At 33.1% G+C, this 14,876-nt stretch carries 14 protein-coding genes and 2 pseudogenes; 5 read left to right on the top strand and 11 right to left on the bottom strand.

Features of this window, described 5'->3' with window-relative positions; all coding sequences use genetic code 11:
- Positions 1 to 10: 10 nt before the first annotated feature.
- The 5 genes and pseudogenes from ilvC to DFR85_RS25370 form a co-directional block, all read right to left on the bottom strand.
- Positions 11 to 1,009, bottom strand: coding sequence for a ketol-acid reductoisomerase (gene ilvC / locus DFR85_RS25390; protein WP_110270689.1), 999 nt, complete (start codon positions 1,007 to 1,009; stop codon positions 11 to 13).
- Positions 990 to 1,370 carry an ACT domain-containing protein gene (locus DFR85_RS25385; RefSeq protein ID WP_110270688.1) on the bottom strand — a complete coding sequence of 127 codons (381 nt, stop codon included), beginning with the start codon at positions 1,368 to 1,370 and terminating at the stop codon, positions 990 to 992. The genes ilvC and DFR85_RS25385 overlap by 20 nt, the downstream gene beginning before the upstream one ends.
- Positions 1,348 to 3,065, bottom strand: a pseudogene (locus DFR85_RS25380) (acetolactate synthase large subunit). The gene DFR85_RS25385 and the pseudogene DFR85_RS25380 overlap by 23 nt, the downstream one beginning before the upstream one ends.
- Before the next feature lie 214 nt (positions 3,066 to 3,279).
- Positions 3,280 to 3,774 carry a magnesium-dependent phosphatase-1 gene (locus DFR85_RS25375; RefSeq protein ID WP_110270687.1) on the bottom strand — a complete coding sequence of 165 codons (495 nt, stop codon included), beginning with the start codon at positions 3,772 to 3,774 and terminating at the stop codon, positions 3,280 to 3,282.
- Positions 3,749 to 4,546: a GTPase gene (locus tag DFR85_RS25370; protein ID WP_110270686.1), complete on the bottom strand. Its 798-nt coding sequence runs from the start codon at positions 4,544 to 4,546 to the stop codon at positions 3,749 to 3,751. Before DFR85_RS25370 ends, DFR85_RS25375 begins: the two co-directional genes overlap by 26 nt.
- A gap of 33 nt (positions 4,547 to 4,579) precedes the next feature.
- Here DFR85_RS25370 and DFR85_RS25365 point away from each other — a divergent pair, with 33 nt between their 5' ends.
- A complete protein-coding gene (locus tag DFR85_RS25365; RefSeq protein WP_110270685.1) occupies positions 4,580 to 5,539 on the top strand; it encodes a hypothetical protein in 960 nt (319 codons plus the stop codon).
- Here DFR85_RS25365 and DFR85_RS25360 read toward each other — a convergent pair.
- On the bottom strand, positions 5,504 to 6,358 hold the full coding sequence (locus DFR85_RS25360) for a UbiA family prenyltransferase (protein WP_110270684.1): 855 nt from the start codon (positions 6,356 to 6,358) through the stop codon (positions 5,504 to 5,506). The two genes, DFR85_RS25365 and DFR85_RS25360, sit on opposite strands and share 36 nt — an antisense overlap.
- A gap of 37 nt (positions 6,359 to 6,395) precedes the next feature.
- Between DFR85_RS25360 and DFR85_RS25355 the strand changes: the two genes are divergently transcribed.
- On the top strand, positions 6,396 to 6,590 hold the full coding sequence (locus tag DFR85_RS25355) for a PolB1-binding protein PBP2 family protein (RefSeq protein ID WP_110270683.1): 195 nt from the start codon (positions 6,396 to 6,398) through the stop codon (positions 6,588 to 6,590).
- Here DFR85_RS25355 and DFR85_RS25350 read toward each other — a convergent pair.
- From DFR85_RS25350 to DFR85_RS31695, 3 genes and pseudogenes are all read right to left on the bottom strand, one after another.
- Positions 6,564 to 7,436, bottom strand: a complete 873-nt coding sequence (locus DFR85_RS25350; RefSeq protein WP_168367242.1) for an NAD(P)/FAD-dependent oxidoreductase — start codon at positions 7,434 to 7,436, stop codon at positions 6,564 to 6,566. The two genes, DFR85_RS25355 and DFR85_RS25350, sit on opposite strands and share 27 nt — an antisense overlap.
- Positions 7,437 to 7,450: 14 nt before the next feature.
- Positions 7,451 to 7,822 carry an adenosylmethionine decarboxylase gene (speD, locus tag DFR85_RS25345; RefSeq protein ID WP_110270681.1) on the bottom strand — a complete coding sequence of 124 codons (372 nt, stop codon included), beginning with the start codon at positions 7,820 to 7,822 and terminating at the stop codon, positions 7,451 to 7,453.
- Positions 7,823 to 8,145: 323 nt separating this feature from the next.
- Positions 8,146 to 9,342 (bottom strand): annotated as a pseudogene (locus DFR85_RS31695) (RNA-guided endonuclease InsQ/TnpB family protein).
- A gap of 289 nt (positions 9,343 to 9,631) precedes the next feature.
- On the opposite strand from DFR85_RS31695, the gene DFR85_RS25330 reads away from it, so the two are divergent.
- Both DFR85_RS25330 and DFR85_RS25325 read left to right on the top strand, forming a co-directional pair.
- Positions 9,632 to 9,913, top strand: a complete 282-nt coding sequence (locus tag DFR85_RS25330) for a DUF211 domain-containing protein (RefSeq protein ID WP_110270680.1) — start codon at positions 9,632 to 9,634, stop codon at positions 9,911 to 9,913.
- Positions 9,910 to 10,869, top strand: coding sequence for a TIGR00269 family protein (locus DFR85_RS25325; protein WP_110270679.1), 960 nt, complete (start codon positions 9,910 to 9,912; stop codon positions 10,867 to 10,869). Before DFR85_RS25330 ends, DFR85_RS25325 begins: the two co-directional genes overlap by 4 nt.
- Here DFR85_RS25325 and DFR85_RS25320 read toward each other — a convergent pair.
- The gene (locus DFR85_RS25320; protein WP_110270678.1) at positions 10,845 to 11,369 is read right to left on the bottom strand and encodes a cob(I)yrinic acid a,c-diamide adenosyltransferase; all 525 of its coding nucleotides are present in this window, start codon (positions 11,367 to 11,369) and stop codon (positions 10,845 to 10,847) included. The genes DFR85_RS25325 and DFR85_RS25320 overlap by 25 nt on opposite strands.
- A 46-nt stretch (positions 11,370 to 11,415) precedes the next feature.
- Between DFR85_RS25320 and leuS the strand changes: the two genes are divergently transcribed.
- Positions 11,416 to 14,256 (top strand): leucine--tRNA ligase, encoded by a 2,841-nt coding sequence (gene leuS, locus DFR85_RS25315; protein ID WP_110270677.1) that lies wholly within the window; start codon positions 11,416 to 11,418, stop codon positions 14,254 to 14,256.
- Here the strand turns inward: leuS and DFR85_RS25310 are convergent.
- Positions 14,240 to 14,866: a hypothetical protein gene (locus DFR85_RS25310; RefSeq protein WP_110270676.1), complete on the bottom strand. Its 627-nt coding sequence runs from the start codon at positions 14,864 to 14,866 to the stop codon at positions 14,240 to 14,242. The two genes, leuS and DFR85_RS25310, sit on opposite strands and share 17 nt — an antisense overlap.
- Between the last annotated feature and the right edge of the window lie 10 nt (positions 14,867 to 14,876).

Raw genomic sequence — 14,876 nt, 5'->3', positions numbered from 1 at the left:
TAGTAAAGAATTAAGATTTAGGTTTTCCTCTTTCTATCATGTCTCTTAATTCATTACCAATTTTCTCTTCAAGACTATTTTGAACTTCTTCCATTGCTTGTTTTACTATTGGGCTACCTCTATTATACTCTTCAATCCACTCTTCAGCAAATTTTCCGCTTCTCACTTTCTCTGCAGCTTCTCTTACTCTCTTTTTAACATCCTCATTTATAACATATTTTCCCACAGTAATGCCTCCATATTTAGCAGTATCTGAAACTGCCTTAAGCATTCCATAGAACCCTTTATCGTGAATTATATCTACGATCATCTTCATTTCGTTTATAGTCTCGAAATAAGCTACTTCTGGTTGATATCCCATTTCTACTAATGTGTTAAACGCAGTTCTCATTAATTCTGTTATTCCTCCAACGAGATCTGTTTGTTCACCAATTAGATCTGTTTCTGTTTCTTCTTTGAATGTAGTCTCAATTACTCCTGGTCTTGTTGCACCTATACCTTTAGCTATTGCTAATGCTTTTTCCATTGCTTTGCCTGAATAATTTTGTTGCACAGCTACTAATGCAGGAACTCCTCCACCATGAACGAAATATTCTCTAACTGTAGGACCGGGTCCTTTAGGTGCTATCATGTAAACATCTACATTATTAGGAGGCTCTATAAGCTTGTAATGTATATTAAAGCCGTGTGCAAAGACTAGATCCATTCCATCTTTCAAATATGGCTGCACTTTTTCTCTATATACATATCTTTGAACCATATCAGGAACAAGAAATATAACTATATCGGCATTTTTTACAGCTTCCTCAGTATGTACTGGATTAAACCCGTCCTTTTTTGCCTGATTCCACGAATTGCCTTCTCTTTCTAATCCCACGGTAACATTTAATCCAGAATCTCTCAGATTTAAAGCCCATGCTCTGCCTTGACTTCCATAGCCTAATATTGCTATTTTCTTATTTTTTATTATATCAAAATTTGCGTCTTTTTCAGTGTATATTTTGGCCAACTATTTCACCCCAGCTATAACTTGTTACTTTAGAATAAATGGGTACATAAATTACCATGCTATAATTATTGCCATCAACTATCTCCCCTTTTTCATTAAATTTGTATTGTACTACTTTTGCATCTTCAAGTACTTCTACTTTTTCTATATCGACTGTCTTGCTTAAATTAAGTATAGCAAGCTGCGTATTCTTTGTATCCTTGATTTGCATAAATATTTCATATAAACCATCATCTGAAACTTTTCTAGCATTTATCCAGTCTATATCGACCCATAGTTTTCTAAAGTTAGCCATTATTCTCTCTAGTAATTCTGGATCTCTATAATATCCTGTTATTTTAAGTACTTTTCCTTGGATCACGAACTATCACCTGGCTCAATTTTCCTCCTGGGGGTAACGTAGGTAAAGCTAATTCTTCTTTATCTATAGGTACTCTTATTACTGTAGGCATGTTCTCTTTAATTGCGGTTTTTACAGATTTTTCCAATTCTTCGTAACTGTCTGCATTAAACGCAAGCGCTCCGAAAGATTCTGCGTATTTTACTAAGTTAGGAGATGAACCGTAATCTACACCTACTATTCTCTTATTTTGGAACAAATCTTGAACTTGTCTAACTAATCCTAATGTTCTATTATCAAATATTACTGAAATAATTGGTATATGTTCGTCTACTGCAGTGGCCAAATTATTTCCTGTCATCATAAATGATCCATCTCCGTCTAGATCTACTACAACCTTATCTGGTCTAGCTATCTTAGCACCCATGGCTGCTGGAAGTCCAAATCCCATTGTCCCATTCCTGTAGAAGACAAGAAAGTTCTAGGTTCAAGTGATTCCCAGAATACTTCTGCCCACATTTGGTGCTGTCCTACTCCAGTAGTTACTATGGAATCCCTAGGTATAGCATTTCTTATAGTTTTCATTATTTTCCATGGTTTCATTTTTCCTTTTTCGTCTTGGAAGTAAAATTGAGAATAATACTCTTTTAATTCTTTGATTCTATTTAACCATGCAGTTCTATCTTTCTTTAATCCCAATTTTATTACAGCGTTTAATAATTCTCTTAGCAATATTTTTGCATCACCGTACAATGCCACATCTACTTTGAAAGCTCTTTCAGAATCAGTAGGATCTATATTTATCATTATAAATTTCTTTTTAGTCTCCGTCATTTCGTCGTAAGATGTAAAAGTTCTATCGCTTAATCTAGCTCCAACTATTAGCATTACGTCTGATTCTAAAGCTGCCATTGAAGCTTCTGCTCTTCCGTAGTATCCCATTGGTCCTACGAATAATGGATAATCATGCGGTATACTGGATTTACCAGGAAGCGTAGATATTATTGGAGATCCTACTGTTTCGGCTAGATGTAATACTTCCTCAGTAGCTCCTGACCATACTACTCCAGTTCCAGATAATATTATTGGCTTTTCAGCATTTAGCAAAAGTTCTGCTGCTTTCTTTATTTTTAATGGATCAATAACAGTTCTAAATGGCTTGTAACCTTTTACTATCGGTTTTTCTGGCCATTCTACGTTTTCAATCTTTTCTAATTGAACATCTCTAGGAATATCCACTACTACTGGGCCAGGTCTACCAGTTGTCGCAATGTAGAATGAATTCTTTATCCATATTGGTATCTCATCGATAGTCTTCAATTGAACAACATATTTGGATACATCCTTAAATATTCCAGGAGTATCTGATTCTTGGAAAGCCATTTTTCCTATTGATGATCTATTTACTTGACCCGTTAATGCTATTATAGGAGAGCTATCCCAGTATGCTGTCAGAACACCAGTAACTAAATTTGTAGCTCCTGGACCGGAAGTCGCAGTGCATACACCGGGAAATCCAGATGCTCTAGCAAAGCCATCAGCAGCATGCGCTGCAGCTTGTTCATGTCTCATTAGCACATGTCTCATTTCCCCATTTTCTAAGTCATAGTATAATTCGTCGTAAAATGGCATGTTATATAGGCCAGGTATTCCGAAGATTACCTTTACCCCTTCTCTTTTTAGAGAATCCACTAATATTCTGCTACCATTTGGCAAAACTTCTCACCCCTAAAGAATACACATTCAAATATATATGGAAATACCTTAAGAATACTTTTAGATACTTTATTGAATTTGGAGGGTATAGCCACCCATCATCTTTGTCACTTCAATAAAGTATCATTAATGATTTTTAAGCTTTATTATAGATTTGTACATTTCTAAGAGTGAATTTTTAAAACTTTTAATCGAAATAAGCTTTTCAAAATATCTAACTGTTCAATTCCAATAACTTTAAAATTTGACTGTGGCAAGAAATGTCTTTCCACATTTCAACACATTTCACTTTTCCTAAGTATAGCCAAACATTTCCAAAATGTACACGTCTATCATCTATAAACATTATATTCTCTGGTTTTACTGATATTCCTCTATTCTTCAATTCATTAATTATTTCAGATATCATTATGAATTTAAAAGGAAAGTCTCTTGATACAATTACATCAAAATATCTTCTTAAGTTTAATATTCCTAGCATTCTTTCGGTCTTTTCAGGATAATTCCATGTAGCCATTCCTAGTATTAGATTATTTCTCTTTAGCTCCTCTAATGTAGATCTTACTTCAGGAAAAACTTTTAGTTTTCTTCCCTTTATATCCTCAATTTCGTCTCTATTTATGATTTTTATAGGCTCCTCAAATTCGGAAATATTGTAATGATCCCATAAAGTTTTGTCTGCATCAAATATTACTACTTTTATTTTCATCATTAGTTTTTGGAGGAAGACTGAAATAAATTATTTTGCCATCGTGAAAATCTCTTATTATTACCTTAGCAGCTTCGTCTATTATTGGTTCTTTATCTTTTTTATAGATCCAACCGCGCTTCATGGCTATTTTTCTCAGTAAATCGTTTGGATCAGAATATGCTCCATATACATTTTCTAAAGAAGATTTATCAAACTGCTCTATTCTTTTTATAAGCATTATTGCTGCCTTTACTGGATCTTCTAACTCATCTACTGAGCTTCCTCTTATTACTTTTTCAAGATAATTGCCGTCAGGCGGAATTATACCTGGAGTGTCCCATGCATATATTTTACTGTCTATTTTAAATAGTTGTGGATTTTTAGTAAAGCCTTTTTCCATTGGGTGGGATGATGTTGTAGCTGAATGCCTTCCTTTTAATGCATTGATTATAGATGATTTTCCAGTCTTAGGATAACCTATAAAGCATACTGTTCCTTGACTTCCCTTAAGTAACTCTCTTATGCTATCTCGTAAAATTTTAGTGCCCATGTGCTGTGTTGCCGCTATATATATAGCTCTCAATCCTTTAGATTCAAAATATTTTTTCCATTTTTCTGAAATATCTTTAGGAACCAAGTCCCCCTTGTTTATTACTATTAAAATCTTTTTATTTAGATCTCTAGCATAATTTTCTAGCGATTTTGATCTAGTTAAATCTGGTTCTCTAGCATCTAATACTTCTATTACTAGATCCGATCTCTTGATTATAGAATAGATTTTTCCTAGCATTCATTTTATTTTCTTTGTATCGGTTTATAATATATGCCAATTGGTGAACTAGCAACTTTTGACGAGGGCGATTTCCAAGGTACAATAGACTATTCGTCCTCACTAAAGTCTATAAAATTAGGAATGGACAATAAAGAGATTTCCTACAATTTCTTTGCAGAAAAAGAGCCTTATAAAAGCTATATGATAATAGGAACTGAAACACCTAATTTATTAACTAAATGGCGACTCTGGATAAATAATTTCTCTTTAACGAAGGAATTTAGACCTAATATAAACCTTGAATATAACTCGAAATATTTCAATATTCATGTATTTGATATATCGCATTTTGTTAAGAAAGGTAAAAATGAATTTGTAATTAATTCAGTTACAGTAGAGCCAATAACAGTTAATTTTATTAATAGTTTAATTTTTTATAATATATCAAATTTTTATACAAAATTCTCTACTAAGGCAGGAATTCTAATGCTAAAATCTTCAGAGAGACTAATGCTAAAAAATTTTCATAAAAGCTATATTATTTTGAAAAATCCTAATAAATCAGTATTAAAGATTTACGGCGATGGTACATTACTAAGCGAGATAGGTGATAATAAAAATAGCGAAGAAATAGAAATAAACGAAAATAAGGAAATAGATATAATTCATGAAGGACAAGTAAAATGTCCTGCTTTTATATATCTTCATTATACTGCTAAAACAGAGAGTCCTAAAATAGATATTTCTGTAGATGGAAAAGTAATTGATAAGGGAATTTTGTTAAACATAGAAAACTGCGGCGAAATAGATTTAGATAAGTTACTGGTAAACATTATGTTAAATGGAGTAACGGTACATTTTAAAACATTTGAGAATGTAAAAACAAAGAGTATAATAAGATATGAAATACCTATGAGCTCTTTATTACAGAAGAAAGGAAATCTTAATATAAGGGTTGTAGGTGTTAAAGCAGGCTTAAGGAAAGTGATTGATAAGGAAATTGAGAGGTAATGTCCCTAGGGCAAAAGCTAGCATTCCGACAAAAGCGGATCCTTTTAGTAGTGCTCTAGCTTTTGCCCCTCCTTCTATACTCTTGTTTTGAATTATGGTTAGTAATGTAAAATAAGAAAATGGAATTAATAGAACCAAATAAATTAAATTAAAACCTAAAAAGAAAGGAATTGGTGAAGAGATTAGCACAATAATTAGCATAATTTTAGCTATATTCCAAGATTTTGATATTCCTATTGTAGTAGCTAGAGTTCTGACACTATATTTTTTATCTCCTTCATAATCTTCTATACCTTTCACTATTTCTCTAGTTAATGTTAAGAAGAATGAGTATATAGTTGGTATTAACACCATCTCTAACCAGTTTCCCTTAAAATATGCCAGACCTCCATAAAATATCGAAAGACCAGTAGTTAATGCTACTACGAAATTTCCCGTAAGGCCAGTTCTTTTTAACGATTTTGCATACAAATAGAGTAATAATGAAGTTATGAAAGCTACGAATATTTGTATATAACCTAAAAATACAGAAAGTAATATTCCTAGAATCATTGTAGCATATGATAAGAATACGGCGTTTCTTAGGGTAATTCTCCCAGATGGTAATGGTCTATCTGGTTTATTTATTTTGTCTATTTCTATATCATATACGTCGTTTATTGCGTAACCTCCAGCAGCTACTAATGAAACTACCAAGATTGAAATTAGCAACTTTAACGGTAATATTCTCCATTCTGATGCTACTACATACCCTGTAAAATCACCTATTGCTGCCCCTATAACGTTATGGATTCTTATCAGTTTAAGATATGGATTCACGATAGCGTTAAATGATTAGAAGTAAATAAACTTAAAGATGGAAAGAGATTTAGAGGTTGCAATAAAATATTTTAAAACCAATGTTTCCGTAGGAGAAATAGCTGCTGTTAGAGATCTAAAAGGATTAGGGATAAAAGAACCAGAAAAAATAATAGCAAAATTATTAGAAATGGGAATAATTGACAAAGGAGAAGGATGCTATAATTTAGTTAGAGAATCTGAAAAGAAGTGAATGAAAATCAAATTCCTTATCTGCATAAATGGTTTTTTCATTATAAAATAGGCCCATATTTAGAGATATTCTCCAAGACTTTTCTAATAAGCTTGTAAGATGATATTGTTTACTAACTTCCTTAGATAATTTCTTAAATTTCTCATCATATTTATCAGTTAGAAGAACTTGAAGTATTTCTGAAATTCCAAATATACCTCCTCCAGTAAAAGTTTTTATTAACCCAGTAGAATCGCCTATGGCGTTCTTAGAAAATTTCGGTTTTACCCTAGGTATAGCTCCTCCATGTATTCCTAATACCTTAGAGTTAACCTTAGGTATATATCTTAAAGGATCTGAATAACTTATACTACCTACCAATGTTTTTTCTGGTAACGGTACTATCCACGAGAATCCTCCTGGATTATTATTATCAATGTATACAGTTATCTTTTCTTCATTTATTGGAGATAACTCGTACTCTATTGCTCTTATCCACTTAGCCTTTCCTTTCCAGCCAGATGCGTCAATTATATCTCCAGTAAATTTTTCATTATTGTAGTATACAATATTCCCGTTAATAGAAGCATTTACTGGGCGTTTAACTGTCAATTCGTTAGATAACCAGATTTCAAGCTTTTCTCTATTTAGTCTTAGAACATTTGTTTTTATATAAACGTGATATTTATTATTTATAATAATTTCTATATCTTTGAAATATCTATCTACGAATTCTTTAGATACGCCTAAATTAAGAAAAGTAGAGTAACTTATAATGCCAGTACACTTCTTCCCTGGTGTTCTTCTCCTATCAAAAATTAAAGGATTGTAATCCCTAAATTTGTACCCAGCTAAAAGACCAGCTATTCCTCCTCCTATAATTAAAAGTCCGATGATCTATCAGCCTCTTTCATTGTATATCTTTTAGCACCAAGCTTTATAGCTATGAATTCAAACGCTTTTCTAGGATCTGTATGGGAACCGCATGAATATACATCTACTGTAGCAAACTTATACTCAGGCCAAGTATGTATAGTTATATGACTCTCTAGGACTATGGCAACCACGCTCACTCCCTCCCCTATTTTCCATGCTTTAACATCAAGCAAGGTCATTTTTCCCTCTTTAGCAGCCTCTATAGCTATTTCTCTTAGCTTATCAACATCCTTTAACATATCTTCGTCGCAATCATAGAGACTTCCATAAACTTGCTTTCCCACAACCTTTGGTTCGTAACTTAAATTAACCCCCATCACAGTTAACCCCCCTTTATATACCCCCTTTTAATAATTGTATTTAAATTTAACCTAAAATAAAAGTATCTATAGCGTTTTTTACAAACCTATAGTTAGCTTTTAATCGTATATTAACTGTTATAAATTCTAATATGTGAACTCCTACGGCGATTTTCACGAACAACACTCTTAAACATGAAGACAAGCTTTACAAGAGTGAGACTAAGAAGACTAGGTATAGGAGAGGAGGTGGTGAAGGCCCTCAAGTTGACCCCAATCAAGTAGTTCCTTCGGCTCTTCAAGCCATCGCCTAGCCATGTTAGAGGCAAAGCATGTGGAGCCTACCACGCCCTAACGGACGTGGCTTCCTGCTTCAAAGCCGAGGCTTGCCAGAGGGCGGAGCTCCACAGTGAGGGTCGTTCCGACCCCGATCTCTTCAGTATGTTGAGGGAAGCATTATAGTCACGATCAACAGTCCAACCACAATTAGGACAAACACACGATCAGCCAAAGTCAAATCCCTCCTAACATGTCCACACCTAGCACAAGTCATTGAAGTAAAATCAGGATTCACTAGAGTGAGTTTCTTACCGTACTTCCCAAGTTGATACTCCATGATACTCCTAAGCTCATGAAAAGCGACATCTTGAAGCCTCATCCTCAGCCTTCGAAGAGACTTACCAACAATTTGCTTAACATGAATATCCTCCATGACCAAGACGTCATAATGCTCAGCAAAATACTTCCCGAGTTTCATGTACATGTCCTTCCTAAGATTCTTCAAGTGCTCATAAGCCCTCGCTAGACGAATCTTTGCCTTAAACCAGTTGCGTGACAAGAACTTCTTCCTTGAAAGAGCTTTATGAAGTCTCCTTGTCTTATTGAGCGCCTTCTCGTAAGGTCTCTGGTTGGGGACATATTCCCCGTCAGAGGTAGTGAGAAGTTTCTCTACACCAACGTCCACAGCAACTACTTTGTTTGTCTTAAGGAGTTGAGGATACTCTTGATCCACAACGAAGATGATGTACAATCTCCCTGATGGTGTTAACTTGATTACTACCCTCTTTACTTTTTCCAGCGGGAAGTCCCTATGAACAATAACGTTGAAGATCCCTAGGTTTGACAGCTGAAGCGTTATTACCTTCTTCTTGTTCTTCTTGCTTTTCGTCCTGATCTCCTTCACTTTCATGATTTTCCAACTTGACTGGGGATACACTAGGGAGTACCACTTATGTGCTTTCTTTTGGGTAACGTGCTATCCCTTCAAAGAACCTCTGTCTAGCGTCGTAGAATCTGTCTGCGATCTGTTGCAGTGTTTGGGAATATAGCTGTTGATACTGTTCATCCTGTTTTCTCAGATCGAGAGCTAGTTGCCTCAACTCCGTCTTAGTGAGTCCTTTTCCATCTCTCTCATGAAAATACGCATCTGTCCAGCGTATGGTATTATATGCTTCACATGATAACCTCAACTGGGCTTTTAACGCCCTCAATGTTCCTTCGTCAGTGTATGCTCTAAAGCGTAACCCTACGTCGGACATTAATAGGGTATTTGAAAAATACGTATATAAGCCTAATTACAGAGGGGCCTATCTATCTCCACGGATGGAGTCTTCCGCCCCCTTTGAATCCCTAAATCTGATAAAAGTTGCAATTATTAGTTTTAGCCTAAATTCTAGTATTTTCTAGAAAATTTTTATGTTTAGTAGTTAGATTCAAAATTCTTTATAACTACTAAAATAAGGGTCAGTAGTTCACGGATAATAGCTTTACGACCTGGCATAAAATTAAGTTTTTAACGTTATAAGTAATAATTAGATCTGATGTAATTTGGGAATTAGACGTGTAGTTCTTGACGTTCTTAAACCGATTAAAGGTTCTACCATTATAGATCTAGCAGATAAACTAACTATTATTAAGGGCATAGATGGAGTTAATATAACGGTTACTGATATGGATGTAGAAACTATGGGATTAAGTGTAGTTGTTGAAGGAGATAATATTGACTTTGACGAAATAAGAAAAGTATTGGAAGAGGAGGGTTGCGCGATACATAGTATCGATGAGGTTGCAGGAGGAAACAAAATAGTAGAGGGGAGAAGAGTAAAGTGAAATGCGACGTATGTAAATCTAAAGACGCTGTAATATTACAGCCTCATACTGGCAGAAGATTATGCAAGGATTGTTTTATAGACGATATTCGGAATAGAGTAAAAAAGGAGGCAGAAAAGGAAGGTCTTACTAAAGCTAATAAGATTCTATTAGCAGTTTCCGGAGGTAAAGATAGTCTGACGTTAGCAGATACTTTGGCTTCTTTTATAGATCCTAAGAAGCTTATATCGTTTAATATTGTAGAAGGTATAGGAGGATATAACAGATCGGATCAAGCAAAAAAACTCAAAAAATACCTAGATGACCTAGGTATAGAACTAATCTCTACGTCTTTTAAAAAGGAAGTAGGCTTCACATTAGACGATATGGTAAGATCTTCTCATGATAAAGGTCTAAATATTTCTGCATGCACTTTTTGTGGTGGTTTTAGAAGGAAACTAATAAATGCTGCAGGAAGGGAAGTAAAAGCTGATTTAGTGGCCACTGGTCATAATCTAGACGATGAAGCTCAGACAATTGTAATAAATTTATTAAGAGGAGATATAAAAAGATTAATAAGATTAGGAGAAATACCGGTAAAATTAAGTGATAAATTTGTATTAAGAGTTAAGCCTTTAAGGAAAATATATGAATGGGAGACTACTATGTATGCATATTATAAAGGATTTGAATTTCAGGAAGTGGAATGTCCTTATATTTCTATGAAACCTACATTAAGAGCAAAGGTTAGAGATTTATTATACTCATTAGAGTCAAAAAAGCCTGGTAGTTTACTAACCATAGTTGAGGAATTTGACAAAATATCTGAAGAATACAAGAGAAATAGTGAGTTAAAAGATCTTCCTAAGTGTAAAATATGTGGAGAACCAACAAGTTATGGTAGAGATGTGTGTAAAAATTGTGAATTATTAATAAAATCTGGATTACTGAATCACCAATATTTGCCTATGTCGTAATTCTCTTCCTTTACTTCCTTTCGTTTATTAGCTACTACTGCCATGGAAAATAAAAGAGAAGAAAGCCTATTTAAGTATACTATGATCCATTTATTAAATTCTAATTCCTTTGAGTATTTAACAGAATTTCTTTCTATCCTTCTCACAACTGACCTTGCTACATGGATATGAGATGCTTCCTCAGATCCTCCTGGAATTACGAATAATTTTATCGGGCCGCTTTCTTTTCTATAATATACGGTTCTTTCTTCTAACCATTTAACAAAATCTTGTGTTACTTTTCCATTATTAGTTGAGGCATCTTCTCCAAGGACAAAAAGATCATGTTGGACTCTTAAAAGGTCTTTTTTCATATCATCCCATGGTATTTTACTTATTGCCAACCCTATGAATGAGTTAGCTTCGTCTAAATCTCCTAGAAAATTAACTAACGGGGAATCTTTCCCTACGCGTTTATTTATTACGTTAGTTTCTCCTTTATCTCCAGTCTTTGTAAACATTTAATAAGCTTAAAAATGTCACACTTAAATAAATTTTGGTGTGCTTATGTCTCAAGACTTTGTAGTTTTGCTTAATAAGGTATCTGAAAAATGGCAAAAAAAATGGGAAGAGAGTAAAATATTTGAATCTAATCCAGATAATAGATCAAAATTTTATAGCACAGTAGCGTTTCCTTATCCTAATAGTCCTTTTCATTTAGGTCATGGACGAACGTATACTACTTGCGATATTTATGCTAGATATATGAGAATGAAAGGATATAATGTACTTTTCCCTATGGGTTTTCACTATACAGGGACACCAATAATTACTATGGCAGACGATGTGGCTAAAGGGGATAAGGAATTATTAGATATTTTCAAGAATATTTATGAAATTCCTTCTGAAGTTATACCAAAATTATCTGATCCCTTATTTATGGCGAATTATTTTAAAGAAGAGATTAAAAAATCTATGAAAGAGCTAGGCTTAAGTATAGATTGGAGAAGAGAATTTACTACTATTGATCCAGAATTTTCCTCATTTATTGTATGGCAATTCGGAAAATTACAATCAATGGGATATATTGTTAAAGATACGCATCCAGTAGGTTGGTGTCCAGTACACAATTTACCAGTAGGTATGCACGATACTAAAGGGGACATGGAACCGGACATAGGACAATATGTTTTAATTTACTTTGAAACACCTAAAGGATATTTACCAGTAGCTACGTTAAGACCAGAGACTATCTTTGGCGTAGTAGCTATCTGGATAAATCCAAAAGAGGATTATTCTATTGTGGATATTAATGAGAAAAAATTGATAGTGTCGAAAAAAGCAGCTTTTAAGCTATCATTTCAATTAGATCTGAAAGAAGAGGATAAGATATCTGCAGAAGACTTACAGAAACTAAAAGCTATAAATCCTATAAACGGAAAAGAAGTTCCTATATTAGCAGCAGATTTTGTAGATCCATCATTAGCAACTGGTGTAGTAATGAGTGTTCCAGCTCATGCTCCTTTTGATTATTTTTACTTAAGAAAAATAAAATCTGATATAGAACCTATTCCAGTAGTAAAAGTAGACGGATATTCTGATATTCCAGCCAAGGATTTCATAGATAAAGAAAAACCGAAAAATGATTCAGATTTAAAGAAAGTAACCGAAATGGTATATAGAACTGAATATAACAAGGGAAAAATTAGAGACGATGTAATTAATTTAATAAAACCAGAATTTAGAGAAGAGTTAAAGAATATAATAGGTGCTAGTGTCCCTGAAGCTAGAAAAATAATAACTAACTTCATAATACAGAAAGGATTTGGAAGATATATTTATGAAATAATGAATAAACCCGTTTACTGTAGATGCGGCAATGAAGTAGTAGTAAAAATCCTAAAAGATCAATGGTTTTTAGATTACGGAAACCCAGAATGGAAAAATAAAACTAAAAAACTCTTAAGTAGAATGAGAGTGATTCCACCAGAGGTAAGAAAGGATTTCGAATATTCTATTGATTGGTTAGAAAAAAGAGCGTGCGCCAGAACAAGAGGTTTAGGTACTCCATTGCCATGGGACAAGAAATGGATAATCGAAAGTCTATCTGATTCTACAATATATATGGCATATTATACTATATCTCATAAAATCAGGTTAAATAAGCTTCATGCTTCTCAGTTAACTAAAGAGTTTTGGGATTATGTAATGTTAGGAAAAGGAGACGTAGATCTAATTTCAAAAGAAACTGGAATAGATAGAAAAATAATAGAAGACTTACGAAGTGAATTCAGCTATTGGTATCCATTAGACATAAGACATAGCGGACCAGATTTGATACCAAATCACCTATCTTTCTTTCTATTTAATCACGCTGCGATATTTCCTGAGGAATTATGGCCAAGAGGAGTTGCAATAAATGGATTTATATTATATGAAGGAAAGAAAATGAGCAAGTCTCTGAGGAATATATTGCCATTAAGGAAAGCTATAAGGATGTATGGTGCAGATGTTATTAGGATTGCCTTATCCTGTACTGTAGATATGGGATCAGACGCTAATTTTACTGACGCTGGAGCTAGATCTATTTCAGATGCGTTGAGAAGATACTATGATATATGTACCACAACATATAACGGAAATGTTTTAGGAAAGCCAGAAAAATGGTTGTTATCAAAATTTAATGTTCTAATTAAAGACGTTACTTCTTTAATGGATCAGCTAATACTTAGAGATTCATTAAATAAAGTACTTTTTGAAATGATTTCGACATTCAATGAATACTTTGAGATGGTAAAAGCAGAAGGTAGAGAACCTAACGCTAGCATTGTTAAAGAAATAGCATTAAAATGGACGAAGCTCTTAACGCCGTTTGCACCACATCTTGCAGAAGAAGTATGGAATATTATGGGTAATAATTCATTTGTCTCTATAGAGAAATGGCCTACTTATGATGAGACAAAAATAGATACTTTCATAGAGTTAGAACATGAATATCATGAAGAATTAATAGAGGACATAAGATCTATATTAAACATTTACAAAGGAAAACCAAGCTCTATTACTATCTACACTTCTGATCAAGAAAGCCTAGATAAATTAAGGAAATCAATAGAAATAATTTCCCAAGGCGGTTCATTAAAAAATCTAATGGAAATATATAGACCAAAAAATAAAGATGATGCAAAGAATTTACAAAAAATTTTCCAATATGCAAATAATATGCAAGAAAATATGAAAAGATTATTACAATATGATTTCTCTGAATTCGATATTATAAAAGATGCTCTGCCATATCTAGAATATAAGATAGGATTGAAGATAAATATAGAGAAATTTAACGACGAAATAAGACAAAAATATAATAAAGACGCATTACCATTAAGACCTGCTATATTAATTCAATAATTTTATTATGTATTTTTATTTTACCTATCTGAATAAGGAATTGTAATTCTTCTCTAATTTTGTCTCTTGGTAAATTAAGTTTTTTCTGTGAAATGTTTATTACATCTGTTAAATTGCATGGATTCCCTAAACTAGTTATTATATTCAATATTTCTTTATCAATGTCTCTTATTTCATAATCTTCTATCTTTCCATTTATTACTCTAAAAAGATATTCTTCATCATCAATTCTAGATTTATATAAATTTATATCTACCTTATCTATTTTTATTTTAGTACCATCTATTTTTAAATTCTTATATGTAGTTACTAATCTAAAATTTTTAGGAATTTCTCTTTCATTTTCAGCTTCAAATACTATTATTTCCGACTTTGGACTACAGTTTAGTGAAAAATCTATATTGTATGGATAAAAATCCCACTTTATCTTATCATAGTTTATAATACACACATCTTTACTCTGTTTACTTAATAAGGAAGCTACATTCATAATTATTGTTAGATTTATAGAATAATAATAAGAGATAATAATGCTTTTAAGATCTAGCAATCGCTCTAAAAACACGAATTTTCCTATAATAAAAGCTTTTAAAGTTAGCCATCTTTTCATATTGAGGGTT

Origin of the sequence: Acidianus brierleyi, from assembly GCF_003201835.2 — an archaeon.
Classification (GTDB): domain Archaea; phylum Thermoproteota; class Thermoprotei_A; order Sulfolobales; family Sulfolobaceae; genus Aramenus; species Aramenus brierleyi.
This window is presented reverse-complemented; position numbering and strand designations above follow the sequence as displayed.

Coding starts and splice junctions, on each gene's coding strand:
- DFR85_RS25375 (WP_110270687.1), bottom strand. CDS start 3,774: ATGAAAATAAAAGTAGTAATATTTGATGCAGACAAAACTTTATGGGAT.
- DFR85_RS25370 (WP_110270686.1), bottom strand. CDS start 4,546: ATGCTAGGAAAAATCTATTCTATAATCAAGAGATCGGATCTAGTAATA.
- DFR85_RS25365 (WP_110270685.1), top strand. CDS start 4,580: ATGCCAATTGGTGAACTAGCAACTTTTGACGAGGGCGATTTCCAAGGT.
- DFR85_RS25355 (WP_110270683.1), top strand. CDS start 6,396: ATGGAAAGAGATTTAGAGGTTGCAATAAAATATTTTAAAACCAATGTT.
- speD (WP_110270681.1), bottom strand. CDS start 7,822: ATGGGGGTTAATTTAAGTTACGAACCAAAGGTTGTGGGAAAGCAAGTT.
- DFR85_RS25320 (WP_110270678.1), bottom strand. CDS start 11,369: ATGTTTACAAAGACTGGAGATAAAGGAGAAACTAACGTAATAAATAAA.
- leuS (WP_110270677.1), top strand. CDS start 11,416: ATGTCTCAAGACTTTGTAGTTTTGCTTAATAAGGTATCTGAAAAATGG.
- DFR85_RS25310 (WP_110270676.1), bottom strand. CDS start 14,866: ATGAAAAGATGGCTAACTTTAAAAGCTTTTATTATAGGAAAATTCGTG.